Origin of the sequence: Enterococcus sp. B2E4 (assembly GCF_030499455.1) — a bacterium.
Lineage (GTDB): Bacteria > Bacillota > Bacilli > Lactobacillales > Enterococcaceae > Enterococcus_D > Enterococcus_D casseliflavus.
In genome coordinates, this window is record NZ_JAUKPK010000001.1 from 255175 (window position 1) to 281958 (window position 26784).

Below are 26784 nucleotides of genomic sequence, written 5' to 3' on the forward strand. Positions count from 1 at the left end.
AAAAACATCGGGATGACTGTGGTGGCTGTCGATCATCCAGTGTTTGGTGTCTGTAATATGTGCTGAAACTTTCTAAAGTAATAAAAAGCATACTCGTTTTCTAAAAAATAAGCTGTTTATTCGCGGTACTAAAAACATTAGCGTGCCTTCACATATCCTTCTGATTATTAACTATTTTTTTCACAACCAATGGATATGATTTTAAAAAATTGAATATTTACGTTATCCTTTTACTCAAATAAGAATGAATGAGGAGAGATAAAATGATCCAACTTGCTCGCTTGATCTTTTGGGTACCAGTCATCTTTTTTTCGTTAGGTTTGGTCTTCCTGACAAAACGACTGCCGCGTTTCACATGGGTTTCTCTAACGATCACTGTTTCTTTGATCCTCTTTGTTTGTAAAATCTTAGAATACTCCTATGTCATGCCAGATATGAAACTAACCGTTTATTTTATGGGTTTCCTGATTTCTGCTAGTCTGCTTGGGTATATTTTTTATTTGCGTAGTAGAAAACGTTGACTGCAGCTGCGCCTCACTCGCACCAAAACATCCTCTTAGTGAACACTCATTTGACTACAACAAAGACGAGCTATACCTACGAAACAGCTCCTTTCATCCCCTTCGTAAGGATTGCGGCTCATGATCCCCTTTCGAGGGGATTTTTTTATTATTCATCCTCACTCATTCTTATTCAGTCTGCTTTGATGAAAAAATCACTTTTCGCCGATCACGGCATACCAAGCCTTTCTCTCTGATTCCTTTCGTTGTGACACTTGCGATCCCCAAGAACACATTGCCTTCCTGAATAATTAAATATATAATAAGATTGTAAATTACCACATCATAACAAAGAATCTTCAAACCTCTTGAAAGGAGCGTTTCCTATGAGCTGGCTGACCTTTGTCGTCCAACCACTGACCCTGCTATTTTTTCTCACGGTTTTTTCCCTTGTGTATTTAATGCCTGAATCCGTTGTGCCTAAGCCAAAAATGAAGAAGTGGGCGTTGACTGTTTCTTTGATTTATCTGGCATGGCAGCTGCTGATTCCCTTTTTCTTCTTTGTTCTCTAAACCCAGCAAAAAAAGCGGCGCTCACAAAAGAGAGCCGCTTTGTTTTAGTTTTTAATCCTGTAACAAACTACCGCCATTGGTGGCAATGACTTCTTTGTACCAGTAGAAACTATCTTTGCGGGAACGGTCAAAGCTGCCGTTTCCTTCATCATCCGCGTCTACATAGACAAAGCCGTAGCGTTTCGACATTTCTGACGTGGAAGCCGATACTAAGTCGGTACAACCCCAAGGCGTATAGCCCATCAATTCCACACCATCTTCGATCGCTTCATACATTTGTTCGATATGCGCCTTCAAATATTCGATGCGATAGCTGTCATGGATTGAACCATCTTCTTCCACTGTATCCAAGGCACCTAAGCCGTTTTCAACGATAAACAACGGTACTTGGTAGCGGTCGTACAAGTTATTCAAAGTCACACGCAAGCCGATTGGATCGATTTGCCACCCCCAGTCAGAAGCTTCCAAGTAAGGGTTTGATTCGCCTAAAGAAAAGTTGCCAGCAGTTGCTTCGCCGCCTTCTTCAGGATTGTGGCGGGCAATAGAACTCATGTAGTAAGAAAAGGACATGAAGTCGACAGGGTATTGCGCAAGAATGTCTAAATCGCCGTCTTCGAAGGTCACTTCGATGCCGTTTTCTTTAAAGAAGCGCTTCGTATATGCGGGATACTTCCCACGAACTTGAACATCAGAGAAGAAGAGATTCTCGTGGTCACGCTTGATTTCTTCCATCACATCTGCTGGATTTGGTGTAGCTGGGTAAGCTTGCATTCGTGCCAACATCATCCCTACTTTGATGTCAGGATTGATTTCGTGGGCAAATTTTGTTGCTAAACTAGAAGCCACAAATTGATGATGCACGGCTTGATACATGTCAGAAAGGTTTTGTGTGCCGTCTTCGGATAATAAGGCACCGCCAACATAGCCAGAGATCCCCATAATATTGATTTCATTGAAGGTCAACCAGTATTTGACTTTGTCTTTGTAGCGGGTCAACACGGTTTCTGCGTATTTGACGAACAAATCGATCACTTGGCGATTTTTCCAGCCGCCATAGTTCAACGCGATCCCGATAGGTGTTTCGTAGTGAGAGAGGGTCACTAAGGGTTCGATCCCGTATTTCGCACACTCATCAAAAACATTGTCATAAAATTGCAAGCCCTCTTCATTTGGCTGAGCATCGTCACCATTTGGAAAAATTCTTGACCAAGCGATGGACAGACGGAAGGTTTTGAAGCCCATCTCTGCATACAAGGCGATATCTTCTTTGTAGCGATGGTAGAAGTCTGACCCCCAACGTTTTGGATACAAGCCTTCTTTGTCATTTAAGGCAAACAAAACTTTTTCCCGTGTCATTGGTGCAGCAAATTCTGCCATGTTTTTGCGGTCTTCTGGTTTGACAGCGATCGCTGTATCGGATGTCGCTGGACCACGTCCGCCTTCGTTCCATGCTCCTTCAAATTGGTTGGCTGCAGTGGCGCCGCCCCATAAAAAACCTTTTGGAAATTGTTTTTCTGTCATGATTAGCCTACTTTCTTTTTCTTTAATGATCGACACAGCAGATCAGCAAGAAAGCATTCTTACTGATCCTGCGACGTGCCGTTAAACGCATTTATTTTACGACTTCGATCAAATCATCCTGCGCTGTTACTTCTTTTGACTGTGTCGTTTGGATGTCACTGTAGTCGTTAGAGTTCGTGACGATGACTGGTGTCAGCAAGGAATAGCCTTCCGCACGAATCGCCTCTGTATCAAAAGAAATCAATTTTTGACCAGCTTTGACTTTGTCTCCTTGGTTGATGTAGGCAGTAAAGTGATTGCCTTCAAGTTCTACCGTATTCATGCCGATGTGGATCAATAGTTCTGTTCCATCTTCTGTCACTAAACCGATGGCATGTTTTGTTGGAAACAAGATTTTGACTTCTGCATCTGCTGGCGCAGTGATTTCACCGATCGCTGGTTCAACTGCGATCCCTTTTCCCATAGCACCTGAAGAAAAGACTTTGTCTTCCACATCTGCTAAAGCAACCACTTGACCAGTTACTGGGCTTTTGACTGTTTCATCTTTGACGCTGGCAGAAACAGTTTTTGCTTCTGGCGCTGGCGCTGCTGGTGTTGCTTGACCGTCGACTGGTGAATCAACAGTTGTATACAATGTTGGTACTTTCAACAACATCATGATGATAAATGACGCTACGATCGCAATCACTGTACCGATCGCCAAGTGGATCACACTATGGAAGCTGCCTGTTGCTGGATCGATATATGCAGGATACAAGAAGATCCCCATACCACCCATTGCATAACCAGTGACGTTAAAGATTGACAAGTAGATACCGACGAAACCTGAAACTAAACAAGAAACGATAAATGGTGTTTTCATTGGCAACGTGTACCCGTAGATCGCAGGTTCAGTCACACCGAAGATTGATGAGATCAAAGCTGGCATTGCGCCTTGTTTGACTTTTGGTTCTTTCGTTTTCAACCAAATCGCTGCTAACACACCCGTTTGCGTGAAACATGGTAGCACTGCTGCGGTCAAAATAATCGAAGAGCCGTTTTGCGCCATATCCATGATCGCCAATGGCACAAGACCCCAGTGAAGACCAAACATAACTAATACTTGCCATAATGCCCCTAAAGCAAAGCCGTAAATAATTGGGCTGAAATCGTACACCGCTTGGAAAGCAACACCGATCCAGCTAGAGGCTGTATTTGCGACTGGACCGACCACAAAGAAGGTCAACGGCACAGTGATCAAAATCGTTACAAACGGAACCACAAACATTTTGACTACGTCAGGTGTGACTTTGCGCATAAACTGTTCAATTTTTGAAGCGACAAAAATCGCTAAAATAATTGGCAATACGCTGTTGAAGTAGCCGCCTGCTGGCAAGGTCAAGGTTAGACCGAAGACTTTGCTCGCTTCAGCCACGCTTTCTGCTAAGCCAGGATAGACCATCGCCCCTGCGATCGCTAATGCTGTATAGGTATTCATCTTGAATTTCTTCGCTGCAGTGACGGCTAAGATCATTGGTAAGTATTGGAACAAACCATCGCCTAGAGTATTCATTACTACATAGATACCATTGGTCGCTTCCATCCCAGTTGCTGCCAGCAACGCCGTGATCCCTTTTAAGATACCAGCTGCCGCTAATGGGCCTAAGAACGGTTGGAACAGGCTTGAGATAACATCGATAAAGCGGTCAAACAAGCTGCCTTTTTGCCCGTCGCCTTCATCGATATCAAGACTGCCGCCATCGGCTAATCCGCCGACTTTCAACACTTCATCATAAACATCTGGCACATGATTGCCGATAACGACTTGGTATTGTCCGCCTGCTTTGACGACGGTCACGACACCGTCACGTTTTTGCAAATAATCAGTGTCCGCTTTGCTTTCGTCTTTTAAGTGGAACCGTAAGCGAGTCACACAGTGTTTTACAGATGAGACATTTTCTTTGCCACCAACGTGGGCCAAAATGTCTTGCGCTAATTCAGTATATTTTGCCATTTTGATTGCTCCTTTTTTATTGGTCATTTAATAAAAATAAAAAGACCAGCCATTTCTACAATAAACAAGCATGAGAGATCCCCTAAAAAAAGAGTGACGGGTTTCCTCATCTAGTATTGTAAGAAAGTGCAGGTCTTGCCAGCCGAACTGTAACGAATCCATTTCCATTCTTAGGTTAATTTTGAGTGAGCGGCTAAGTTACCGATATGCAGAATCAAATACATCAATTCCATATCGTTGACATGCCAGCCCTTTTGTTCAAATAAGTATTCTTTGATCGAATCTGCGGTTTCTTTTTCTTTTGGATAGCTGCTGAAGGCCAAGGCAATCATTGGATTTGCCAATACTGGCTCTTCTTTTTCTTGACTTTGTCGAATTAAATAATAGCGAATGTGGGTCACGAACCGTTGGAAGTAAGAAGAATTCTCATCAAACTCGATGTTCATGCTGTACTTAACGATCCGTAAAATATTGTTCGTCAACTCGGTGTGCTCATAAGCACTTTGATTGGCGCTTTTTTCAATTTGCGCATTGACGAAATGCAAAGTGATAAACGCAGCTTCTTCTTGTGAAAAATCGGGATACAGCTCTTTGCGGATCAACTCCACCGCTTGGACACTGACCGCATATTCCTTGGCATAGATTTTCTTGATTTCCCAATGCATGGGATTGGTCAAAACAATTTCTTGCTTTTGACGACTGATGGCAAACAAGATATGATCCATCAGTGTGAAATAAACATTTGGATTGAAATCGGTTCCAACACTTTCCCGAAAGAGACGCACGATTTCATAAATGACGGCCATTTGTTTTTCGTCAGCCTTCGTCATGACTTTCGACATATGTTCCACTGTCAAGTCATCTTCTGGGTAGTATTTTTTTTCGATTCGCTCAGCCGGAATCAGGTCACCCGGTTTCGTTTGAAAGCCGATCCCTTTTCCCATTAGGATCACTTCAACTTCATCTTCTTTTGAAAGTACAACATTGTTGTTGATCCTCTTGATAATCTTCACGAACGATCCTCCTTGATCAGCATAGCCCGTAAAAAACTTTGTATCGTTTGACGTCTATGCAGAAGGTCTTTTATTTTTTTCTCTGAATTGCCACTAAGTGATAAGGATACTAACTGTACCATACAATGATGCAAAAATTATTCAAACCTAGCTGGCAGTTCATTGCGTTTTACTTCTCCCCTCCTTTGATGATCAATGACTGGACCTTACCTTGGAACCGGTTCTTTTTTAGCGAATAGAACCAATGGAGCAAAAAAAGAAGACCAAAGCAAAAAAGTGTACAACCCAAGAAACTTTGGGTAATCAACGCACTTTTTTCCTCTGGTCTTGCCTGCCGAACAGTAACGAATCCAGTAATGAGAACACTCTCATGTTCCGTTGAGATAATAGTACTCATTCTGAGAAAAAATGTCAACACTTTTTTTGCAAACGTTTTTCTTTTTTCGTTTTTAACTTTTTTTCAACATCTTCCCTACTGAATTTCTTGTGTAGTTTTGGTCTTTTTGTTCACTTGAAATGCACAGTTTACTGTGTAGCACAATAAGACCGCAAAAAAACCGTAATCTTCGTGCATTACGGTCATAGCTAGAAGTATGATGCTTTACAAAAAACGATCAATCACAAAGAATCAAAGAATTGGGGAAGGTCTGGTGCATGACAGACATTCAATGTGACTGACCGCTTTTAGCGATTCATGCGCTTCATGACTTCCACAAACGAAAAGGTGTCTTTGAGAGGGGGAAGCAATCAAATAACCTTTCGATTCTTCAAGATGTTGCTCGATCCTGCGATGAAGACCGCAGTGAGCAAGGAAAATGCTGTTCCTATCACAAAGGAAACAGTCACAAGACTTATCATTGAAAGGTCAACGATAAGGTTTCGCAGAAAAGGCAGTACTAGTTTTTAAATGGGTTGATTTCCCAAGGGCCGAATGGTTCAAATTCCATGAAAAACTACCTCCTTTATTATTTGCTATACCTTATTATATTTGATAACATGTTATTAAAATCACATTGTTCAGAAATGCGTCACAATTAAGGAGGTCCCCCATGAAACAGCAAGGCTCTTTAATCAAAAAACTGCGCACAGATCGCAAAATCTCGCAAGCCAAGCTTGCCGAAGGTATTTCTTCACGTACTACCCTTTCTTCATTCGAAAATCGTAAAACAAACCTCTCTTCACAAACCCTGTTTGACTACTTAGACAAAATGAATATCACGGTTCATGAGTTCAGTCTGTTGATCGACAGCGAAGCCACGGATCAGAAACGTCAGCTGGTGCAAGATTTCTATACCCGTTACTATGAGCGAACACTGACTCTCGACTACTTGACTAGCCTGGAAAAACGCTACTTTGAGACACAAAATTTTTTCTATTATTCTTTGTATGTCCAAGGATTGCTGCTGCTCAACCGTGAATCATTTCTGATGAATCAAGGAGCTTACACCCAAGAAGTCGAACTGGTAAAGCAATACTTGTTTGATATCGAAACCTGGGGGCGCTTTGAGTTAAATTTATTCTCAAATTTGTTATTTATTTTTGACCAAGAAACGATCAGTTATTACTTAGATCATGGGATCAAAAAAATCCTGCACTACGCCAATGATCCATTTTATGCAAATCTGTTAAGTGTCGTGATCTTAAACGGCTGTGCCTTTGCCAGCGAAAATAAAGATGCCTATCTACTAAACAAGTTTCTGCTTTTGTCTGAACCGCTACCCAATACTCCTCTCTATTTTTATTTAAAAATCCATCAAGTGCTGTATCAGGAAATATACTCGTATTTGCAATCCGCTCAGTTGAACAAAGAGATTCTAAAAAACACCTTAGTCGTTATTGAACAAGCCGGTTACCAGAACCATAAAAACGATCTCCAACAGTTGCTTGCTGCTGTTACCAATCGTGCGATTTAGCCGCTTATTAAATGGACATTTAGGTAATGTTATCTAACAAAAAAAGCTGATCTTCCAACGGAGCTCAGCTTTTTCGTCAATGTCACTCCAACCTGCCCACGAAACAGCCGCTCAAAATGAAGGGTTCAACATTCGACTTGCTTCTTCCGTCTGCATGGACCAAGAAAAAAACCAATTAGGTTTTAGACCTAACTGGTTTTGTTTGGCAAAAGCAACGAGCATGCTGCTGCCGATTCATTTGTGTAATTTACTAACCGATTAACGAGATTCTGAAGTCACACCGATGGTTGCCCATGGGTTATGATCGGCGTCAAATGCCCAGGTAAAGTTTGCGACACGATCAGAGATCGGTAAGATTTGATTCCGATACAACGTTGGGATCGCAAAAGCTTCTTCAATCGCATATTCTTGCCATGCATCAAAAGCAGCCTTCCGTGTTGCTTCATCAAAGGAATCGATTGAATCGATCGCAGCTAACAATTCAGTATTTTCATCTGACTCAAAACGAGTGTAGTTAAATGCTGAATTTGGTCCCCATAAGCTGGTTGGTGATGGATCTGAACCAGTAGACCAAGCAGCTTGGAAGACATCGATATCTGGATCATCGTTTTTCAGCTTGTCGTAGAAGGCTTGGAAATCGATCAAACGACCTGTTGAATATTGAACATCTAAACCGATTTCTTGCCATTGTTGAACATAGTAATCCGCCAATGGTTGGGCAACTTCCCCACCAGACATTGACGCAAAGTTGATGGTCAATTTGTTGCCATCTGGATCTTCTCGGAAGCCATCGCCATCCACATCGATAAAGCCAGCGTCATCTAGAAGTTGGTTTGCTTTCTCCATATCTAAGTGGTATCCTTCGGCATCGCTATTGTGCAACGTACCATAAACAGGTGGGATCAATGTTGAAGCATTTGAACGCAAGCCGTGGTAGAAACGCTCACCGATCGCATCATTGTCGATGGCATAGCCCATTGCTTGACGCAATGCTTTGTTCGCCATTTTTGCATTTGGATCAAAATCAACACTGTTTGTTTCATCATTCCATGAACCTAAATTAAAGCCAAGATACGTGTAAGATTGTTCTGGACGACCTAACATTTGGTAGCCATCCATGTTTTGATACGTATCAAAGGTATCTGTTGGCATTTTTAAGACTAAATCGTATTGCTTCGCGTTTAACGCTTCATTGATTGAAGCCGAAGGGACGTTACGCATCACGATTTTTTCTAAGTTTGGTGTATCGCCATAGTAATGTTCATTCGGTACATATTCCACCGTTTCACCTGGTACGATATTACTCATTTTGTATGGACCAAAACCGATTGGATTGGTTCGAACGGGATCACTTGAAGGCATATCTGCCACTTCAATGCCTTCAAAGGCATGTTTCGCTAATGCAGAATGCCAGATCGCTCCACCGGATTGCTGCATACCTGGATGCATTTCTTTAAACTCGATTTCAACGACTTTGTCGCTGACTGCTGTGATCCCTGAGATCGTATCAGCTTCGCCGCTGTGGTATTCTTCCATACCAACGATATTCGTAAAGTCATTGTTGTAACGAACGCCATCATAGTCTTGATGTCCGATGACTTCATAAGAGAAGATCACGTCTTCAGCCGTTACATCGACCCCGTCAGACCATTTCAAATCTTCACGCAAAGTGATCGTTGCTTTGTTGTTATCGACATCTAATTCTAAATCAGCTGGTCCACCATTCACAATTCGGAAATCTTCATCTTGTAGGAACAAATATTCATGGCTTGGTAACATGAAGTCACGGTCATAAGCATCTTGATAAAACTCCCATTGAAACAACCCTTGAAATTGCGTATCTGTTACTACCGCAACATCTAAGACGCCCCCATCGATCACTTCATCGTTATTTTCAACTGCAAGCTGCAAATCATTGATATCAAATCCAGCTGCCTCAGTTGATGATTCTTGTGTATCTGTCGAACCTGTTCCACCTTCGTTACTTTGTCCGCAAGCCCCTAAAACAAGCGCTGCCAATAAAGTAATCATGCCAAACTTCGTTTTCTTCATACTCTTCCTCCTTATTTAAATCCCTTCCTCGTGATTCAGTGATCACTCGATCTTCGAATAAAAAAACCAAGCAAACAGTTTTTTTATCTTAAAATGGCTTTTTTATTAGAAAATCTGAACGAGATTAACTAAATTATAACAATTTTCGTAAAATTCTTTCTGTCAATAATTTCACCGATTGATGAAATTATTGAAAAAAGGGCGATTCTCCTTGATACATCGCCGTTATTTTTATTCGCATTTTCTTAAATTTTTCTTTTTCTCCCTTTTTTTGTTCTCATTTCTCTCGTCGTCCTGCTACTTAAAACTGTCAAAAAATACTTTTTTGTCGCTAAAAGGTGTGATACTATGAAAAAAAGGAGCGTTCAATGAAACTATGGCAGATAAACGAGTTTTCTTACAAACAAAATTGAAACCCTTTGCACCTATCTCACAGCTCTTAACCCAGCGCTTGCTTTTGGCGTATAGCATCGTCTTGATCCTCATTGGCTTGGTTGCTTCCCCTCCTCAAGCTTTGTGGCAAGGCTCGCTGGCAATCTTAAATGCCCCCAGCAATTTGATTTCTGATTATTTTGCGATCGGCAATCTTGGAAGCGCCTTTTTAAACAGTGGCTTATTGACATTGATCAGTATCCTCCTTGCGAAAAAGCAAGGAACGATTATTAGTGGACCAATGATCGCTGCTTTTTTTACCATATCTGGCTTTTCTTTTTTTGGAAAAAACATCTTTAACTCGATTCCCATTCCACTTGGTGTCTATTTATACTCTTACATACAGCAACGCCCCGCTACACAATATTCACTGGTTGCCTTATTTGGCAGTGCCGCCTCGCCGGTCATCAGTTACTTAGCATTCGGTTTAAGGTTGCCTTTACCCGTCGGGATCGCTTTTGGTTATGGCATCGGTCTATTAATCGGTTTGGCGCTCCCTCCTCTAGCAGCTCAATTTTTACAATTCCACCAAGGTTTTTCTTTGTATAATATCGGGTTTGCTGCTGGCATCATCACTATGTTTTTCACGAGTTTTTTACGGCTGTTCGACTTGGAAGTCTATTCAAACAAACAGTTGACGACGGAGTATCACTATTATCTGACTGGGTTCTTGCTCATTCTTTGTCTTGCCATGTTTCTTATCGGTTATCTTCTAAATCAGCGATCCCTCAAAGGCTTGCCTGAGCTTTTTCAAACGTCAGGGAAATTAATGACGGACTATGTCACGATTTTTTCCCTTGGGGTCACGATGATGAACATGGCGATGATGGGGATGTTGATGCTGTTCTTTGTCTTCTTCTTACAAGGCGAACTATCTGGTCCCCTTTTAGGCGCAATACTGACCGTAATTGGTTTCAGTGCTTTCGGGAATCACTGGAGAAATAGTTTGCCTGTCATGATTGGGGTGGTTTTAGCAACCAAGGTCGGTTTGACCTCTGATGTCTCGACCTTCAGTTTATTGCTGACAGCGATCTTCGGCACCAGTCTAGCCCCCATCAGTGGGTATTATGGTCCAGTTGCTGGCGTAATCGCTGGGGTGGTCCATGCAGCCTTGGTCACAAATATCACCTATTTACATGGAGGATTGAACTTATACAATAATGGCTTTTCCAGTGGATTTGTCGCGGCAGCAATGGTACCATTGTTAGATGAATACCAGCAAATCAGAAGGCGGAGAAGAAAATGATTGAAAAAGAACGGGCACGGCGAATCGTCGATGAAGTGGTCACCTACTTTTTGTCCCATGACTGTCAAAAGATAATAAGTGAGATGGCCTTTGAAGCAGAGGGGTTTAAAGCAGTTGTGCAAGGTCAATTTCCAGAGCAGCCCTCTGATTTAGAACATTTTATCGACATGCTCAACACACCAAGAGATAGCACGTTAGAAAATTATTATGTGGAGCTGTTAGGCGGCCATCAAACGATCCATGAAGAAAAAGATTACTATCTATTAGGATTAATGATCGACGAAGCCGCCATTATGTACGAGGATGAGCAATTGATCGTTGAATTGTATCGCAAAAAATACAATTGAAAAGCCCTACGCAAAAAACGTTTCTAAGCGGTGACCTTCACCCTTTAGAAACGTTTTTTGTTCGTTTGTCGTGACAAAATTGAAAGTTTATTGATAGATTTTTCACACTACTTTTCAGAAAACCAGCGTTATACTTTCATCATAATAAAAAACGAGGTGACCGATAGATGAAAAAACTTCTGATTGGACTTGCAGCGCTCCTCCTCATAGGGTTCGGCGCATTGCAAGTCGCACAAACCGTCATCATGGGCGGCGACAGCTACTATGTCCAAATCACCACAGATGGTGAAAAGACGACTTCTAAGGATGACAATGGGAATGTCTATACTCAATACCATTACGAATTGCCAGGGTATGATGAGAACGGCAAAAGCAAAACCCTTGATTTCAACGGTTTCCAAGAACGACCATTGCGCAAAGAAGCCTATTTGAAGCTTACTTGGAACGAAAAAAAAGGGGTAACTGGCTATGAAGAGGTCAAAGAAAAAGACATCCCAGCCAAAGCATTAACCCAATTAAAAGGAGCGTAACGCAACGATGGAAAAAATTATTCAAGCAAATGAACTGACCAAAGTATACGGAAAAGCTAACGAAAAACAAACCGAAGCCTTAAAAGGTATCAGCTTTGATATTGAAAAAGGCGAATTCATTGGGATCATGGGGGCTTCTGGTTCAGGGAAATCCACTCTACTCAACATTCTTTCAACTTTGGATCATCCGACAAAAGGTGCCATTCGCATCAACAATAGCGATATCACCAAACTAAAAGGCGATGCCTTGGCAGATTTCCGCAGCCGTGAAATCGGCTTTATTTTCCAAGACTTCAATCTATTAGAAAACTTAACGGCTTCAGAAAACATCGCTGTCCCGTTGTCTTTACAAGGAGTCAAACCAAAGATCATCCAACAACGAATCAAACAAGTCGCAGAACGCTTGTCCATCACACATATTCTCGACAAATATCCAGCAGCGATCTCTGGTGGACAAAAGCAACGGGTGGCAGCCGCTCGAGCCTTGATCACGGAACCAACGATCCTTTTTGCGGATGAACCGACAGGTGCCTTGGATTCAAAAAGTGCGAAAGATTTATTGAATATGATGGACGACTTGAATACCAATGACCAAGTGTCGATTTTATTGGTCACTCATGATCCCCTTTCTGCCAGCTATTGCCAACGTATTTTATTTATCAAGGACGGAAAGATCCATCAAGAAGTCAAACGTGAGGATGAAAGCCGCGAAGCATTTTACCGCCAGATCCTTGTCATTCTAGGAAACTTGGAACAATAAGGAGGAAGAACACATGCTTTGGAAACTATCACTTACCGGGATCAAAGCTCGGTTGAAGGATTATATCGTCCTCTTTTCTGGTTTAGTCATGGCTTCAGCCATCTTTTATATGTTCGAATCAATGGCGAGCAATGAAGCCTTTTTAAAAAGCAACTCGATCATCAGTATGGTGGTCTTCGTCTTTCGTTTTGGCTCGGTCCTCTTAGGGATCATTACCTTTGCCTACATCTTATATGCCAATTCTTTCTTGATGGCGATGCGCCAAAAGGACTATGCCATGTTTATGATGTTAGGAGCCAAAGGACGAAAGATCGCCCAAATGATTTTTATCGAAACCTTTATGGTAGGTATCGTTGCCACCGCTGTCGGCTCTATCTTAGGGATCGGCTTAGCAAGTGGTGTCAATACTTTGCTAGTCAATCAATTAAACTTGCAGATCACCCATTATGCAGCATTTAGTCCAGAGGCATTGATCGTAACCGTCGTCTTCTTCTCGGTTCTCTTTTTGATTGCTGCCATCTTCAATGCACGGGCAATTGCCAAAAAATCGATTTTAGCATTATTACGAGAAACAAGCACGCCGGCACAAGTCAAACAACGGCCATTCTTGCTCTTCTTGCAAACCATTTTAGGTCTTTGTTCCTTAGCCATCGGCTATTATATGATGAGCGATTTGATGACCTTCCAATTGATCGGGATCGGCATCGCCCTTGTCACGATTGTTCTTGGCACATACCTAGTCTTTCGTTCGGTGATCATCGCTCTTTTATCCCTATTAAAGAAGAACGATACGATCGCATTGAAAAAGTTAAACAATTTCACCTTGTCGCAATTAAGCTTTCGGATTCGTGAGTATACCCAGATGCTTTCGATGGTGGCGATGCTTTTTGCTCTAGCATTAGGTGCCTTGACGGTTGGTCTTGGCTTTAAAAACGAGATCCCTATCTTGGCAAAAACTGTTGCCCCTTATGACTTGTATTTGAACAATGCCCAAAACGCCTCTGACGAAAAAGTCAATGCGTTAAACCCGACCCTTGATGTGACCTACAGCATGAAAGAAACGGATGACACCATTTATTACGTGAAGGAACAATTCAACGAAAACAACTTGCTCAGCTCCAGTATGGATCAGTTGAGTGTCGATGTCACTTACAACAAGCTGACTGGCGATCAATTAGCTTCTGATGTGACCGCCCAAGACCAATTGCGTAGCTACCTCTTACCAGAACAACGAGGTAAGGAGATCCAAGTCGTCGATCAAACCGCTTTTGGTGCGGTCAATGCATCGGAAACCAGCTTGCGAATGGTACAAGTCAAAGACTTCCAAGCAAGCTACGATGGGCTGCGTGATTTGGCGCAAGCAAATCAAGACGCAAATTCTTCAGAAACCGCCGATATGAATTTTTCCCAACGGGTCTTCGCTTACGACAGCTATAACGGGATTTTCTCTGGTTTTGAATTTATGGGCTTCTTCCTGGGTATCGCCTTCTTGACGATGTTAGCTAGCTGCCTGATGTTCAAAATTCTTTCAGGGGCAAACAGCGACATTCAACGTTACACGATGCTGAAAAAAATCGGTACCCGCACGCGTTTACTGAAAAGCTCGATCCGTAAAGAGATTGGCGTGCTCTTCCTAGTTCCTGGCATCTTAGGAATGATCCATGTCTTGTTCGGTCTAAAAATGTTCACCACCTTGATGATCGATCCGTACCATGACCTATGGCTACCTTTTGGCATCTTTATCGCCCTCTACGCCATTTATTACGTGGTGACCATCTGGTTATACACCAACATTGTTTTAAACCCAAAGAAAAAATAACAATCACTCTCTGAATTGCTCAACGCAAAGAGACCATCAAGCCATGAAGGGCATGATGGTCTCTTTCATTTTTCTTGTTTTTTCTCGGACAAAGGGAAGGCAATCTTAGGGTTTGAACCCTAGATGCATCGCCGCCGCACCTCCTGCATAGCTTTTGACTTGCAACACATCAAAGCCAGCTGCCTGAAATTCTCGTTTCAATGCCTGCTTGTCAGGAAAATCCCGTGCGGACTCCTGCAGCCAGGAATATTCTTGATAGCTTTTGGCGAACAGTTTGCCAAATAACGGCATGACATGGTGAAAATAAAAAGTAAACAGTTGCCGCCAGCCGATCAGTGTGGGCTGTGATGTTTCGAGACAAACGATTTTCCCGCCTGGGCGCAGCACCCGATGGATCTCTGCCAAGACTTGTTGGCGATCCGCGACATTTCTCAACCCGAACCCGATCGTCACATAATCAAAGTGCTCGTCTGGAAAGCTTAATGCCATCGCATTGCCAGTCTGCCACTGGATCTGCGTTTGTTGCTTTTTCTGGGCCTTTTCTTTGGCAACCGTTAACATTTCTTCGCTAAAATCAACGCCGGTCACTTGCCCCGTCGGACCGACCGCTTCATTCAATGCAAACGCCCAATCCCCGGTACCGCAGCATAAATCTAATATCTCCGCACCCATCGGTACTGCCATTCGTTTCATGGTATCCTTGCGCCACCGTTTGTGCAGCTGAAAGGAGATAATACCGTTCATTCGATCATAACGGGAAGCGATCGATTCAAATACATCATGTACTTTGGTTTCTTTGGCTGTTGTTGCCATTGCGGCACGTCCTTTCTTTTCCTCGTTTTAGACCCTAAATTCTCAACGTTTAGCTGCCAGTTGCTAAAAGCTGCTGATAATTTTAGTCTAGCACGAAAAAACGAGGGGAACAAAGACCATGCTTGCCATCGTTTTTAGTCGATTTGCATTGTTAATAACTTAAAGTATTATCTTTTTGTGCATATACAAGGTTGCCATCCGATAATCATAATGAATCATCGAAAATGCCAATAGTTCGCCATTTTTTAAGTAACTATCATCCCTTACAATCAGTGCGGGCATGCCTTCTTCTAGATGAAAAAACGCTGCTTGTTCCTGTGATAGCGGTTTGCTTTGGATGAACTTGTCGATGAAGGCGGCTGTCAGTTGTTTTTCTTCTGCCAAAGCTTGGAACATCGACCCCTCCATCATTGTTTCGGAGATCTCCCCCACGATTTCAGGTATATAATAGGAACGTTCAATCAAATAGGGTTTGTCATCTAATGTGCGAAAACGTTGGACTTCGATAAAGTGTTGATCTTTCGCAAATTGTTTTTGACTTGGAAGAAACAGCGCCTCTGATACTTTGACCAGCCGCTTTGAGGCTTTGACCGTTCGAATGTTTTTCTCGCCCCGTGTCAAGTCTTCATTGAAGCCAAGATCACCTTGTTCAATGGCCGGTTTTTGGTTGTTTTGAAAGCGAATATACGAGCCGCGGCCTTGCATCTGGTAGATCCAGCCCATCTTGCTCAATTTATTGAGGGCTTGACGTAACGTATAACGAGAAACTGGATAAATCGCCAAAAGCTCTCGTTCACTAGGCATCTTCCCCTGCTCATTTCCTATGTCACCCGCTTCGATCTTTCTGATCAATTCCGCTGCTAAGTCTTCAATACTGAGTTTCGTCATTTGCCTACTCCTTTCCTTCGGATTCTCTACTACTATTATCATCTTTGGCGTAAAAAAAGCCAGCTATTTTTCATAGCCGGCTTATCAAAAAAACAGATTGATTATGCCTTCGTTGCGTTTGCTTGTTCGTCCTTGTATAATTTGCCATCATACATTTTGATGAATGGGAACCAAATCAAGAAAGCAACGACTGCACAGATGATTGCTAAGACAAAGGCACGCCAGTCACCACCTGAACCAATAAAGCCAGATAATCCAATTGGGGTCGGCCACGCTACTTGAGCAATCGGTGGGTTAACAAAGCCTAAGTTGATGCCAAAATAAGCAACGGACATTGAAGCCATTGGTGCTAAGAAGAATGGGATCGCTGTGTACGGGTTGTATACCACTGGCATCCCGAATAAAATCGGTTCATTGATATTGAAGAAGGATGGCACGATCGCTGCTTTTCCTAAAGCACTTAACTGCGCTGATTTTGCAAAGAAGGCGATGAAAATCACCATTCCTAACGTCGCTCCTGAACCACCGATCGTAACAAAACTGTTGTTAAATTCACCCGCAAAGGCAATGTTGGCACCATTTTGGTTTTCCACCATATTTGACAACACGATTGGCGTCAAGAATGAGGTCACGATCGTTGCCCCATGAATACCGACGATCCATAGTGCATGCATGAAGAAGTAGATAACAAGCAGTCCGATCCAGGTACTGGTCAATTGCGTCACGAAACTAAACGGAATCGCAATGACTTTGAAAATATCTGTGCCCATTGCGACTAATGCACCATTGATAACGATCACAGCTAATGAAGTCAGTGCCGTTGGAATCAATGCCGTAAAAGAGGAAGATACTCCTGTTGGCACTGTGTCAGGCATTTTAATGACAATATTGCGTTTCACACAGAACGCATAAATTTTTACGGCAATGATCGCCATGATAATCGCTGTAAAGATCCCAGTTGTTCCTAAACGAGTAACGCCGCCAGCCATTTCCCAGCCATCGATGATTTTTTGGTCATCAGAAATCACATTGACTAGTGTTGCCATACCGCCTTCAAAAACTAATTGTGGCAAGCACATAAAGAACGCCATCATAGAAAGTAATGCTCCATTGACTGGGCTAAGAACGATTTTCTCTTCTTGCGCTTGGATTTTCGTGTACTCGTAACCAAACACGACACAGAAGTAAAGTGCTAAAATCCCCATTGTTGCGGTATTACCTAACATGTAAAGATTTTGGATTTTATCGAATGACGCACTCCAAATACCCTCTAATACAGGAAAACTTTGTGGCAAAACGCTGATGATCAAGAACATTGATCCTACGATAGTGAAAGGAATCGACGCCATCCCGGCTGCCATGACCCCACGAACGATCCGTAATTGTGAGATTTTCCCCATTGGACCCATTAAGTAGCGGTCCAAGAAGGCAAACATTTTGTTATTTTCTGAATCCATTGACTGTTCCTCCTTGAGTTTCAAATGTAGTCAAATACGTGAAATATTTGTCGCGGTCATGCTCGATCATCCACGCTTTACGCTGAATGAACAAACACGCCATCATGCCGACAGAAAACAAGGCAAGTAAGATCCCTCTACCCGATTGATTCATAAAAGGAATCAACGTTGCTTGCTGCCCGATCAAAATACCAAAAATTGCAATGAGATTGACGCCGAATTGGAGCCAATAACCGATCTTTGTCACCAGTAAACGATTCGATTGCTGCCAATATTTTTGAGTTTGTTCAATAAGTATAAGTCCATCAACGATCAATAAGGCAATGGGAATCAAACCAGCCCATGTCCATTGAGACAGACTCAATAGGGCCCAATAAAGATTGACAAAGAAAAAGATCGCAGTCATATAACGAAAAAGTAAAAAACGATTAAACCGCATACTTTTGTTTGCATATTCTTTCTTGGCTGCTTGGGTTACCGGTTTCCTTTTGGTCACAAGTCCTCCTCCTTTCGTTTTGCTTTCGCTCAACAACTTGTTCGAACAAGTTATATTCTAGCAGAATTCTTGTTGAATGCAACCGATTTCTTTTAGAAAGTGTTCTCTGAAAATAATCTGCCTTTTCATTCGTTATTTCTGAAAAGTTAAGTGAATCGCAAGGAACCTTGCAGGATAACGAGGGAATGTTCCTGACTCTTGGCTTTTGTTCGAGTAGAAAAAAGTTATTTTTAGCATTCGTTTTTGCAAACAGTGTTTGTTCCTGAAGGCTTTATCCCCCAAACAAGGCAACAGGTTTGTAAACTTGCTAACTTTACAGTACACTCTAAGTAACAAAATGTTTGATTTCGAGCACGCGTTATTTTTAGTGATCGACATTCCCTGTACTCGTTCCTTAAAACGAAAGGAGATCCTCCCAATGGATGTATTAGAAACTTACTTAACCAGCATTGAAGATCCAGTAAAGCAAGAAAAACTGCGTGCCTTATTTGCCGCTATTACCAAGAAATTTCCTGACCTCGTTCCAGTCATCAAGTGGAATCAGCCGATGTTCACCGCCCATGAGACCTTTATTATCGGTTTCAGCGTTTCAAAACCGCATTTTTCTGTCTCCCCTGAAACCAAGTGTCTTGAACAGTTTGCCGATGCCATTGAAAACGCCGGTTACAGCCATACGGATAACATTTTTCGCATCAAGTGGACTGAGCCGATCGATCAAGCATTGATTGAGGACATGATCGCTTTCAACCTGAAAGACAAAGCGGAGATGACCCGTTTTTGGCGCTGAGCCAATCGAGACTTTGTAAAAGAAGAGCAACCAAAAAACCGCAGAAGCCTGTTCGCTTCTGCGGTTTTTCTGACTATTATAAGCCTAATTCTGGCGCCGGATCAAAGAATCCTGACCATAAGCTTGTTGACATCCCTAAATGTAGATGGACGCCAGTTGAATTCCCAGTCGTTCCCATACCGCCAACATATTGTCTAGCTGAGACGCTTTGTCCGACCGAAACAGCTGGCAGCGTACTAAAGTGCATGTAGTAGCTGTAAACGCCATTGGCATGTTTGATGATCACATAGTTACCAGTTGACGGACCATAGCCCGCTTCAACGACTTCGCCTGCTTGGATCGCATAGATCGGCGTTCCTGTCCCCCCAGTAAAGTCGATGCCATTATGTTGATTTCCTGATGCACCTGTTGGATCTGTTCGATACCCAAAACGACTCGAAATATGAACCGAATCGACTGGCATTTGCCATCCACCTGTACTTGCTTGTTCCTTTGGCTCAGCTGCTTGCTGCACAGGTGCAGGCGTAGCTGCAGTTTTTTCTGACGACACCGATGTTTCTGGCGCCACTGCGGCTTCCGTCTTCGGCTGGGCTGCTGCCACTGCTGCTTGTTGAACGGCAGGACTTTCGGCGGTTTCAGCTGACTTGGCTTCTGCTGCTTGCTGACGTTTTGCTGCTTCTTCTGCTTCTTTGCGCGCTTTTGCTTCTTGTGCTTCTTGCTCAGCCAGTTGCTTCAACGCTGCTTCTTTTTGCCGTTGTGCTTCTGCTTTGTCTGCTTCCAATTGGTCTTTTTTCTCTTCTTCGGTGTTCAACGCCAAGGCAAGGTCGGCTAGTGCAACTTCTTGATTCAACTTGACATCAGCTAATTCCGCTTGTTTTCCTTGCAATGCGTTTGACTGCTCTTCGATTGCAACCAATTGTTCCTGCAACTCTTTTTCCAATTTCTGGCTTGTTGCAATATCTTCTTGCTGTTGTTCGACAATGCTATTGCTGGCATTCATGATCGTTACTGAAGCGATCGCCCGTTGAATAGCTTCTCCGATGGACTCCGCATCAACGATTTTTTGGAACAAACGATTGGAAGGTTCCGACGTTTGAATGTCACGCGCTTGATTCGCCAGTACTTCTGTGCGCTTGATGATTTTCTCTTCAAGGACTTGGATTTCTTGTGCCAAGGCATTGACTTCTTCTTCCGTCGTCGTTTTCTTTTGTAGGATTGCTTGGATTTCTCCTTCAATCGATTGAATCTCTGCCTCTGTAGATCGTTTCAGTGATTCTAATGAGGTGGATTCATTTTTTATGTCATTGATTTTTTCATTTTGCTGCTGGATCTTCTGATCAAAGCTGTCTGCGGATACCGTCACGACAGGCAGCGTCAGCAAAACAAGTGAACTTGCAACCAAAAGTGTCTTTTTCATTTTTTCTCCTTAACTAGATGTGTCATATCGCTTTCTCTAGCATACCGAAAGATTTCACTCTTGGGGCTGTTTTCACACAAATAACATCTGGCTGCAAGAAATTGACATCTAGCTGAAACAAAGTTGTTAGAATATTTCAACGAAAAAGATTGCTTTTCTTCGCCATTTAACCTTCGTTACTTATCAATCGGTTCATCTCCTGTCCGATTGCCTATGAAAATGCCGCGATTTGCAGTAATCAGCAGTGAACCTATGCTATACTGGATTAAAAAACGGAGGTTCTCATGATACAACAAGTGACCACATTTACCGATTCTGAATTAGAAACTATCACCCAGATTTGGCTGCAAAGCAATTTGGATGCCCATGACTTTATCTCAGCTGCCCATTGGCAAGATAACTATGACTTTGTGAAAAAAGCCTTTGCTGATGCCCTTATCTACACCTATTCGGTGGATGATCAGCCTGTCGGCTTCATCGGGATGTTGGATGAGTATATCGCTGGTATTTTCGTTTTGAAAGACTATCGTGCCCACGGCATTGGCAAGCAGCTTTTACAAAAAGTACAAGCAGAACACGAGAAGCTGACTCTGAACGTCTACCAAAAAAATACAGCTGCTATTGCGTTTTATCTCAAACATGGCTTTACCATCGTTTCTGAACAAGTGGATTCTGATACCAATGAAATCGAAAACATCATGGAGTGGCATCGTTGATGCTGCTTTTTTTCACCTTCTCTTTGTCCTTTTGATCAATCGTGCGACCATAACCGCTGATCGGCTTACCCGTCGAATCAATGGATACAATAAACGACAAAAAGCATTGCCTTCCATTTGCTGGATCGGCAATGCTTTCTTTATTATTGACTTTAGTCAGTTTCGTACGCTACGCGAACGAAACTGACTAAAGTCAATAATAAAAAAAAAGGAAGCGATGATTGCCATCACTTCCTTTTTCAGCTATTAGCTAACACTGCGTTCATTTGTTGCACCAAAGTATTGATACATTGGTTTTTGGCTGCCATTGAGCAATTGATCGACCGTCACAAATTCATAGCCTTGCGCTTTGAGTGCTTTGATGATGCCCGGTACGGCTTGAACAGATTTCGGATGAATATCATGTAGCAAAATAATCGATCCATCGTAAACATTGTTTTGGACGACCTTCAAAATCTTGTTCGGATCTTTTAGCTTCCAATCCTCGGTATCAACACTCCATTGAATGATCGATTTTCCTGCCGCTTGGGCGCTTTGTTGATCGATCGCCCCATATGGCGGGCGCAAATTCTTAGGCAAGACCCCTGTCGCCTGATAGATGGCTTTGTCCGTTTTGGTTATTTCCGCTTTGACCTCCTCTGGCGACAACGTATTTAATTGGGGATGAGAATAGGAGTGACTGGCAATTTCATGCCCTTCCTCATGGACTTTTTTCGCGACCTCAGGGTATCGATCCACCATCTGGCCCAATTCAAAGAACGTTGCCTTCACATCATTATCTTTCAAGATTTTTAAGAGATCCAATGTCGAAGTATCATTTGGTCCATCATCAAAAGTCAACGCAACATATTTTTTGTTTTCGTCTAACATCGCTTGTTGCTCTTTCAATTGATCCGCATTGACAAGCTCTGGATCAATAAAGGGCGCAATCTCTTTGTAAGCCAAAGTGATCTCGGATACACCTGTTTGATTTTGCGGCAACTGGAGCGTTATTTTTTCAGGATCATAAGTAAATTTTGAATCATAGGTGATTCGGTCCATCCCCAAGACGGCATCAATGATTTTAGTCGGTTCTTTGGCTTGATCCAAAAGCTTTTGTTGAATCACTTGCTGGATTCCTAGCAAGCTGCCTTCATCTGGAACCAAGTCTTTCAAGGATAATTCATTGCCGGTTTTCTCGGAAATAAAAATTGGATCGGCAACCACGCTATCCGCATCTTCAAACCGCCCAGTCTCCCGATTCCAAACATAGCTGTCCGCTTTTAAGGAATAGGTTGACACTTTTGATGCAACTGCTTGTGCTTGAATCCGAGCGATCGTAACGGTCTCTTTGTCGGCGTGCTTTTTGCATAGCTTGTTCGCCATGGTCGATAATTTCTGACTTGCATCCTTTACAGGGATGGCACTTTCTTCTTTTGGTCGGAAAATCAATTCTTTTTTGCCCCCATCAGACAATGTTTCAAGTTTTGCGGGAATTCCCTCTTTGGCTTGTTCTTCTTGGATGGATGCTAATAGCTTTTGCGCGGCAGCTTCATATTTTTCGCGTGCCAATGCTTCTTGCTGCTTCAAAGTAAAAGCGATATAGCCGCCAGTGGCGATAATGACGATTGTCAGCAGCGTCATCAATGAAAAGAGATATTTGCGATGAGTTGGCTTCTTTTTAGAAACTTGACGATTGGCGGTTGGCGTGCGTCTTGTCGTTCCCGTTGTTTGCTTTTGATGTGATTCGACCCTCGAAATAGGTGCTTGTTTTTCAGAAGTCGCTTCTCTATGTTGTGAATTATTTGAATCATTGCTTGATTTCTTCATAAACATTCTCCCTCAAACATAATAACGTAAACAAAATGTAACATAAGCGTAATAATATTTCAACAGTGTTACAGAGATTCTTATAAACTTCTCTTTTTGTTCACAAATTTTGGGAATTGTTCTTAGAAATCCTTTATTCTGCTTTTAAGAAAACCACTTCTGCCAAGTATGATATCGTGTTCACTGCTTTTTCTTTTTGTTTAAAAATAATGAGAGATATCTTTTTGTACTTTGATGTTTTTTCTGTTTATAATTCAGCATGTGGCAATTACTATGAAGGATGTGTTCAAAATGAAACACAAATCAGCAGTTTATTTATTCGTTCTTACCTTAATCATTGGGTTAACCTATCAATTACTTCCATATACCCCACTAAACGATTCCGTGTTATCGATCGTCGGTACCATCTGGAATCTGGTCTTCGCATTTAGCGCAGGGTATTTTCTCTTACGAGCAACCTTTTTGGAGCAGTTCAAACATTTTCGGTTTACCGTTTTATTGTGGGGTGTCCCTCTCGTCATTTTGACTGGCGTGTTCTTTTCCTTTGTTTATCCCGCTATTTTTGGACAACCAACAACCAACTCGATCAGCGAAACCATCACTGTCCAAATGGTCTTTTTGCAAGTTCCGTTTATGCTGATGGGAGAAGAATTGCTAAGTACCAACCTCTTGTTGGCGTTGCAGAAAAGAGGCCTTTCATTTGCCTGGTCATCCATCATTTGCAGTGTGCTATTCGCTTTATGGCACATCCCAGCGTACGGCTTTCATCCAGCCCAATTATTGATCACCTTGATGACTGCCAGATTGGCACTCAACTACGTTTGGAAAAAATCCAATAGCGTATGGGTCAGCTGGATCTGCCATTTTCTCTATGACTCTCTGGGATTCATTTCATTTTTAGATAAATAAGCAACAAAAAGGACAGCTGAAGCCTAGCTGTCCTTTTTGATAGTTAGTACCGCCTTTCTCCAAAGGCTTACTTAATCACTATTTACGCTTTTTGAAATAAAGCCAGCTTGCCGTGGCGATAAAGAACAAACCAACTACAAACGGGAACAACGTCCCCTGTTCATCGGTTTGCGGCAATCTTTGTGCAGAAGCGCTTTTTTTCGAAACAACAGTCGCCGTTGGTTCTTTTTCTTTTTTATCAGAAATAACGGCGGTTGCTACGTTTTCTTTTGTATAAACATACGTCACAGTTGCCTCTTCCTTACCGAATGTGCCTTTGGCATTTTGCGGCAGTCGACTTTCGTCTACTATGTAGCCGTCGATTGTTAGTTGATATTTTTTTGTGCTGGCATCGTAAGACTCGCCTACGTTTCCACTGATCGTTTGTGAAGGATGAATTTCTTTGCCTTCTGTATCTACGTATTCGACCGTTATATCCGCTGCTGGTATCGGATTTTTTGTGTAGATGTAGGTGACGGTTTGCGCTGTTTCGCTAAATACGCCTTTAAGATTTTCTGGTAATTGGCTTTTATCTATGGTGTAACCGTCGATTTTTAGTTGGTATTGTTCTGTGCTAGCATCGTAAGATTCGCCTACGTTTCCACTGATCGTTTGAGGAGAATGAATTTCTTCGCCTTCTGTATCCACATACTCGACCGTTACATCCGCTGCTGGTATCGGATTCTTTGTATACACATAGGTGATGGTTTGCGCTGTTTCGCTAAACATACCTTTACTATTTTCTGGTAATTGGCTTTCGTCTAAGGTGTAGCCTTCAATCACTAATTGATAGTTCTTCGTGCTGGCATCGTAAGACTCACCTACATTTCCACTGATCGTTTGAGAAGCGTGAATTTCGTTGCCTTCTGTATCCACGTACTCCACTGTGACATCCGCTGCTGGTACGGGATTTTTTGTGTAGATATAGGTGACGGTTTGTGCTGTTTCACTAAAGACACCTTTAAGATTTTCTGGCAATTGGCTTTCATCCAATGTGTAGTCTTCGATTGCTAGTTGATATTTTTCTGTACTAGCATCGTAAGAGTCGCCTACGTTTCCACTGATCGTTTGGCTAGCGTGAATTTCGTTGCCTTTTGTATCCACGTACTCGACCGTCACATCTGCTGCTGGTATCGGTTTTTTTGTGTAGATATAGGTGACGGTTTGTGCCGTTTCGCTAAATACGCCTTTACTGTTTTCTGGCAATTGGCTTTCGTCTAAGGTGTAGCCTTCAATCACTAATTGATAGTTCTTCGTGCTGGCATCGTAAGACTCACCTACGTTTCCACTGATCGTTTGTGAAGCGTGAATTTCGTTGCCTTCTGTATCCACGTACTCGACTGTTACATCCGCTGCTGGTATCGGATTTTCTGTGTGGATATAGGTGACGGTTTGCGCCGTTTCGCCAAATACACCTTTACTATTTTCTGGCAATTGGCTTTCGTCTAGTGTATAGCCATCGATCGATAGTTTATATTGATCTGTGCTTACATCGAAAGAGTCGCCTACATTCCCGCTAATCGTTTGACTAGCGTGGATTTCGTTGACTTCTAAATCTACATACTCAATCGTGACATCCGCTGCTGGTACAGGATTTTTTGTGTAAATGTAGGTGATGGTTTGTGCTGTTTCACTAAATATGCCTTTACTGTTTTCTGGTAATTGGCTTTCGTCTAGGGTGTAACCGTCAATTGATAACTTATACTCATCCGTACTAGCATCATATGAAGCACCAATGGTACCAGATAAAGTCTTCGTTTCAAGGATTTCTTGCCCTTGAGTATTAAGATATCTGACAGTTACCTCTCCCACCTGCTCCGGGTCAACAATGACATTGACTACATGGGTTGTATATACACTATATGAGGCTTGTCTAGCCATAAAAATTGCTACGTAAGTCCCCGGTTTGCTCGGATCAACATTTGTGTAGTACGGAAAGATCTGTGAGTCAGAAATACTTTTTTCTATGTTGCCGCTAAAATTTAACTTAAACGCCTCGATCCCTAATGCCTGTGTTGAGAAATCGAAGTTACTGTTTACAGGAATATGAATCGTATCGGGGCTATCTCCAAAAGCATACTCGCCTACAATTTGACGCTCATAAAGTGCCAATGTTTTGGTTTCTCCTGCTTGCAAATTGATAGAATTTCCAATCGATGTAAATGCGTAGTTCAATCTTTGATTCGTTGTACCCACTTGCTTAATAAAGTAGCCCCCTGAAGGAACCTGAATCGTTACCTTTCCTGAACTGTCCGTGACTAACAACGTCACTTCACCAGATGTCGAGGGGGTCAATGTGAAATAAGCGCCTTGGATTGGCTGGTTTGAATTACTATCTAAAACTTGAACCGTCAGTTGCGCATTGGCAGCTCTTGCAGACGACGGATCAACAGAAGAAGGGACATTATTTACAGGGCTTGCAGCAGGTTCTTCTTTATTTTCTGATCCGCTGATGGCTTCTTTACTGTCACTACTTGCTTGTGTTCGTTCGTTCTCAGCATCCACGCGCGCTGAGGTCGTTGTTGTTAGCGTAGGATTTTCTACTTGAGAGGTAGCTTGTCCAGCATCCGCAGAAGCATTCGTATCATCAGATTGTACAGTTTTCACTTCTTCCTGATCCACCTGCGGAGATTCTGAAAACACTTGGCTTTCCGCCACTACCTGAAATGCTGGCGTTACCACCGCAGCACTTAATAAGATTACTAAAGATAGAATAGATTTAAACTTCTTTTTCACAAACTTTCACCTTAACCTT

24 protein-coding genes are annotated in these 26784 nt (G+C 42.4%); 13 read left to right on the forward strand and 11 right to left on the reverse strand.

The window, feature by feature from the left end:
• The first annotated feature begins 263 nt into the window (after positions 1 to 263).
• Positions 264 to 521 carry a hypothetical protein gene (locus tag Q1X33_RS01265; protein ID WP_010747924.1) on the forward strand — a complete coding sequence of 86 codons (258 nt, stop codon included), beginning with the start codon at positions 264 to 266 and terminating at the stop codon, positions 519 to 521.
• 365 nt (positions 522 to 886) lie between these two features.
• A complete protein-coding gene (locus tag Q1X33_RS01270) occupies positions 887 to 1072 on the forward strand; it encodes a hypothetical protein (RefSeq protein WP_010747923.1) in 186 nt (61 codons plus the stop codon).
• 51 nt (positions 1073 to 1123) lie between these two features.
• On the opposite strand, the gene Q1X33_RS01275 is transcribed toward Q1X33_RS01270, so the two are convergent.
• From Q1X33_RS01275 to Q1X33_RS01285, 3 genes are all read right to left on the reverse strand, one after another.
• Positions 1124 to 2593 (reverse strand): glycoside hydrolase family 1 protein, encoded by a 1470-nt coding sequence (locus tag Q1X33_RS01275; RefSeq protein ID WP_010747922.1) that lies wholly within the window; start codon positions 2591 to 2593, stop codon positions 1124 to 1126.
• A 91-nt stretch (positions 2594 to 2684) separates the two neighbouring features.
• The gene (locus Q1X33_RS01280; protein ID WP_010747921.1) at positions 2685 to 4586 is read right to left on the reverse strand and encodes a beta-glucoside-specific PTS transporter subunit IIABC; all 1902 of its coding nucleotides are present in this window, start codon (positions 4584 to 4586) and stop codon (positions 2685 to 2687) included.
• A 170-nt stretch (positions 4587 to 4756) separates the two neighbouring features.
• Positions 4757 to 5599: a PRD domain-containing protein gene (locus Q1X33_RS01285; RefSeq protein WP_301969461.1), complete on the reverse strand. Its 843-nt coding sequence runs from the start codon at positions 5597 to 5599 to the stop codon at positions 4757 to 4759.
• Positions 5600 to 6648: 1049 nt separating this feature from the next.
• Between Q1X33_RS01285 and Q1X33_RS01290 the strand changes: the two genes are divergently transcribed.
• A complete protein-coding gene (locus tag Q1X33_RS01290; RefSeq protein WP_123833838.1) occupies positions 6649 to 7512 on the forward strand; it encodes a helix-turn-helix domain-containing protein in 864 nt (287 codons plus the stop codon).
• 79 nt (positions 7513 to 7591) lie between these two features.
• Positions 7592 to 7774, forward strand: coding sequence for a hypothetical protein (locus Q1X33_RS01295; protein ID WP_142967746.1), 183 nt, complete (start codon positions 7592 to 7594; stop codon positions 7772 to 7774).
• Here the strand turns inward: Q1X33_RS01295 and Q1X33_RS01300 are convergent.
• Complete coding sequence (locus Q1X33_RS01300; RefSeq protein ID WP_123833837.1) at positions 7771 to 9564, reverse strand: oligopeptide ABC transporter substrate-binding protein; 1794 nt, start codon at positions 9562 to 9564, stop codon at positions 7771 to 7773. The genes Q1X33_RS01295 and Q1X33_RS01300 overlap by 4 nt on opposite strands.
• A 376-nt stretch (positions 9565 to 9940) precedes the next feature.
• On the opposite strand from Q1X33_RS01300, the gene Q1X33_RS01305 reads away from it, so the two are divergent.
• The 5 genes from Q1X33_RS01305 to Q1X33_RS01325 all read left to right on the forward strand — a co-directional run bounded on the left by Q1X33_RS01305 (position 9941) and on the right by Q1X33_RS01325 (position 14698).
• Positions 9941 to 11242, forward strand: a complete 1302-nt coding sequence (locus Q1X33_RS01305) for a DUF1576 domain-containing protein (RefSeq protein WP_301969462.1) — start codon at positions 9941 to 9943, stop codon at positions 11240 to 11242.
• A complete protein-coding gene (locus Q1X33_RS01310) occupies positions 11239 to 11589 on the forward strand; it encodes a hypothetical protein (RefSeq protein ID WP_074931821.1) in 351 nt (116 codons plus the stop codon). The genes Q1X33_RS01305 and Q1X33_RS01310 overlap by 4 nt, the downstream gene beginning before the upstream one ends.
• Before the next feature lie 167 nt (positions 11590 to 11756).
• Entirely contained in the window at positions 11757 to 12119 is a 363-nt protein-coding gene (locus Q1X33_RS01315) for a YxeA family protein (RefSeq protein ID WP_010747916.1), read from the forward strand.
• Positions 12120 to 12126: 7 nt separating this feature from the next.
• Positions 12127 to 12879, forward strand: a complete 753-nt coding sequence (locus Q1X33_RS01320; protein ID WP_301969463.1) for an ABC transporter ATP-binding protein — start codon at positions 12127 to 12129, stop codon at positions 12877 to 12879.
• A 13-nt stretch (positions 12880 to 12892) separates the two neighbouring features.
• Positions 12893 to 14698 carry an ABC transporter permease gene (locus Q1X33_RS01325; protein WP_275851004.1) on the forward strand — a complete coding sequence of 602 codons (1806 nt, stop codon included), beginning with the start codon at positions 12893 to 12895 and terminating at the stop codon, positions 14696 to 14698.
• 105 nt (positions 14699 to 14803) lie between these two features.
• Here Q1X33_RS01325 and Q1X33_RS01330 read toward each other — a convergent pair whose 3' ends face one another.
• The 4 genes from Q1X33_RS01330 to Q1X33_RS01345 all read right to left on the reverse strand — a co-directional run bounded on the left by Q1X33_RS01330 (position 14804) and on the right by Q1X33_RS01345 (position 18352).
• Positions 14804 to 15511, reverse strand: coding sequence for a demethylmenaquinone methyltransferase (locus Q1X33_RS01330; protein WP_301969464.1), 708 nt, complete (start codon positions 15509 to 15511; stop codon positions 14804 to 14806).
• A 159-nt stretch (positions 15512 to 15670) separates the two neighbouring features.
• A complete protein-coding gene (locus tag Q1X33_RS01335; RefSeq protein ID WP_289230516.1) occupies positions 15671 to 16399 on the reverse strand; it encodes a GntR family transcriptional regulator in 729 nt (242 codons plus the stop codon).
• Between the two features lie 101 nt (positions 16400 to 16500).
• The gene (celB, locus tag Q1X33_RS01340) at positions 16501 to 17856 is read right to left on the reverse strand and encodes a PTS cellobiose transporter subunit IIC (RefSeq protein ID WP_081116760.1); all 1356 of its coding nucleotides are present in this window, start codon (positions 17854 to 17856) and stop codon (positions 16501 to 16503) included.
• Positions 17840 to 18352, reverse strand: coding sequence for a hypothetical protein (locus Q1X33_RS01345; protein ID WP_289230514.1), 513 nt, complete (start codon positions 18350 to 18352; stop codon positions 17840 to 17842). The genes celB and Q1X33_RS01345 overlap by 17 nt, the downstream gene beginning before the upstream one ends.
• Positions 18353 to 18770: 418 nt before the next feature.
• On the opposite strand from Q1X33_RS01345, the gene Q1X33_RS01350 reads away from it, so the two are divergent.
• On the forward strand, positions 18771 to 19139 hold the full coding sequence (locus tag Q1X33_RS01350) for an iron chaperone (RefSeq protein ID WP_005225664.1): 369 nt from the start codon (positions 18771 to 18773) through the stop codon (positions 19137 to 19139).
• Between the two features lie 76 nt (positions 19140 to 19215).
• Here the strand turns inward: Q1X33_RS01350 and Q1X33_RS01355 are convergent, their stop codons facing one another.
• Entirely contained in the window at positions 19216 to 20556 is a 1341-nt protein-coding gene (locus Q1X33_RS01355) for a peptidoglycan DD-metalloendopeptidase family protein (protein ID WP_015509418.1), read from the reverse strand.
• 284 nt (positions 20557 to 20840) lie between these two features.
• Here Q1X33_RS01355 and Q1X33_RS01360 point away from each other — a divergent pair, with 284 nt between their 5' ends.
• Together Q1X33_RS01360 and Q1X33_RS01365 are read left to right on the forward strand one after the other, a co-directional pair.
• The gene (locus Q1X33_RS01360) at positions 20841 to 21272 is read left to right on the forward strand and encodes a GNAT family N-acetyltransferase (protein ID WP_301969465.1); all 432 of its coding nucleotides are present in this window, start codon (positions 20841 to 20843) and stop codon (positions 21270 to 21272) included.
• On the forward strand, positions 21238 to 21459 hold the full coding sequence (locus Q1X33_RS01365) for a hypothetical protein (protein ID WP_289230512.1): 222 nt from the start codon (positions 21238 to 21240) through the stop codon (positions 21457 to 21459). The genes Q1X33_RS01360 and Q1X33_RS01365 overlap by 35 nt, the downstream gene beginning before the upstream one ends.
• Before the next feature lie 59 nt (positions 21460 to 21518).
• Here the strand turns inward: Q1X33_RS01365 and Q1X33_RS01370 are convergent, their stop codons facing one another.
• Positions 21519 to 23081 carry a polysaccharide deacetylase family protein gene (locus tag Q1X33_RS01370; protein ID WP_301969466.1) on the reverse strand — a complete coding sequence of 521 codons (1563 nt, stop codon included), beginning with the start codon at positions 23079 to 23081 and terminating at the stop codon, positions 21519 to 21521.
• Positions 23082 to 23315: 234 nt separating this feature from the next.
• Here Q1X33_RS01370 and Q1X33_RS01375 point away from each other — a divergent pair, with 234 nt between their 5' ends.
• Entirely contained in the window at positions 23316 to 23990 is a 675-nt protein-coding gene (locus tag Q1X33_RS01375; protein WP_301969552.1) for a CPBP family intramembrane glutamic endopeptidase, read from the forward strand.
• A gap of 78 nt (positions 23991 to 24068) precedes the next feature.
• Here the strand turns inward: Q1X33_RS01375 and Q1X33_RS01380 are convergent, their stop codons facing one another.
• Positions 24069 to 26765 carry a MucBP domain-containing protein gene (locus Q1X33_RS01380; RefSeq protein WP_301969467.1) on the reverse strand — a complete coding sequence of 899 codons (2697 nt, stop codon included), beginning with the start codon at positions 26763 to 26765 and terminating at the stop codon, positions 24069 to 24071.
• Positions 26766 to 26784 lie beyond the last annotated feature (19 nt).

Coding starts and splice junctions, on each gene's coding strand:
- Q1X33_RS01280 (WP_010747921.1), bottom strand. CDS start 4,586: ATGGCAAAATATACTGAATTAGCGCAAGACATTTTGGCCCACGTTGGT.
- Q1X33_RS01265 (WP_010747924.1), top strand. CDS start 264: ATGATCCAACTTGCTCGCTTGATCTTTTGGGTACCAGTCATCTTTTTT.
- Q1X33_RS01360 (WP_301969465.1), top strand. CDS start 20,841: ATGATACAACAAGTGACCACATTTACCGATTCTGAATTAGAAACTATC.
- Q1X33_RS01300 (WP_123833837.1), bottom strand. CDS start 9,564: ATGAAGAAAACGAAGTTTGGCATGATTACTTTATTGGCAGCGCTTGTT.
- Q1X33_RS01305 (WP_301969462.1), top strand. CDS start 9,941: ATGGCAGATAAACGAGTTTTCTTACAAACAAAATTGAAACCCTTTGCA.
- Q1X33_RS01315 (WP_010747916.1), top strand. CDS start 11,757: ATGAAAAAACTTCTGATTGGACTTGCAGCGCTCCTCCTCATAGGGTTC.
- Q1X33_RS01270 (WP_010747923.1), top strand. CDS start 887: ATGAGCTGGCTGACCTTTGTCGTCCAACCACTGACCCTGCTATTTTTT.
- celB (WP_081116760.1), bottom strand. CDS start 17,856: ATGGATTCAGAAAATAACAAAATGTTTGCCTTCTTGGACCGCTACTTA.
- Q1X33_RS01370 (WP_301969466.1), bottom strand. CDS start 23,081: ATGAAGAAATCAAGCAATGATTCAAATAATTCACAACATAGAGAAGCG.
- Q1X33_RS01355 (WP_015509418.1), bottom strand. CDS start 20,556: ATGAAAAAGACACTTTTGGTTGCAAGTTCACTTGTTTTGCTGACGCTG.
- Q1X33_RS01295 (WP_142967746.1), top strand. CDS start 7,592: ATGTCACTCCAACCTGCCCACGAAACAGCCGCTCAAAATGAAGGGTTC.
- Q1X33_RS01275 (WP_010747922.1), bottom strand. CDS start 2,593: ATGACAGAAAAACAATTTCCAAAAGGTTTTTTATGGGGCGGCGCCACT.
- Q1X33_RS01365 (WP_289230512.1), top strand. CDS start 21,238: ATGAAATCGAAAACATCATGGAGTGGCATCGTTGATGCTGCTTTTTTT.
- Q1X33_RS01335 (WP_289230516.1), bottom strand. CDS start 16,399: ATGACGAAACTCAGTATTGAAGACTTAGCAGCGGAATTGATCAGAAAG.
- Q1X33_RS01350 (WP_005225664.1), top strand. CDS start 18,771: ATGGATGTATTAGAAACTTACTTAACCAGCATTGAAGATCCAGTAAAG.
- Q1X33_RS01310 (WP_074931821.1), top strand. CDS start 11,239: ATGATTGAAAAAGAACGGGCACGGCGAATCGTCGATGAAGTGGTCACC.
- Q1X33_RS01325 (WP_275851004.1), top strand. CDS start 12,893: ATGCTTTGGAAACTATCACTTACCGGGATCAAAGCTCGGTTGAAGGAT.
- Q1X33_RS01290 (WP_123833838.1), top strand. CDS start 6,649: ATGAAACAGCAAGGCTCTTTAATCAAAAAACTGCGCACAGATCGCAAA.
- Q1X33_RS01320 (WP_301969463.1), top strand. CDS start 12,127: ATGGAAAAAATTATTCAAGCAAATGAACTGACCAAAGTATACGGAAAA.
- Q1X33_RS01375 (WP_301969552.1), top strand. CDS start 23,316: ATGTTTTTTCTGTTTATAATTCAGCATGTGGCAATTACTATGAAGGAT.
- Q1X33_RS01330 (WP_301969464.1), bottom strand. CDS start 15,511: ATGGCAACAACAGCCAAAGAAACCAAAGTACATGATGTATTTGAATCG.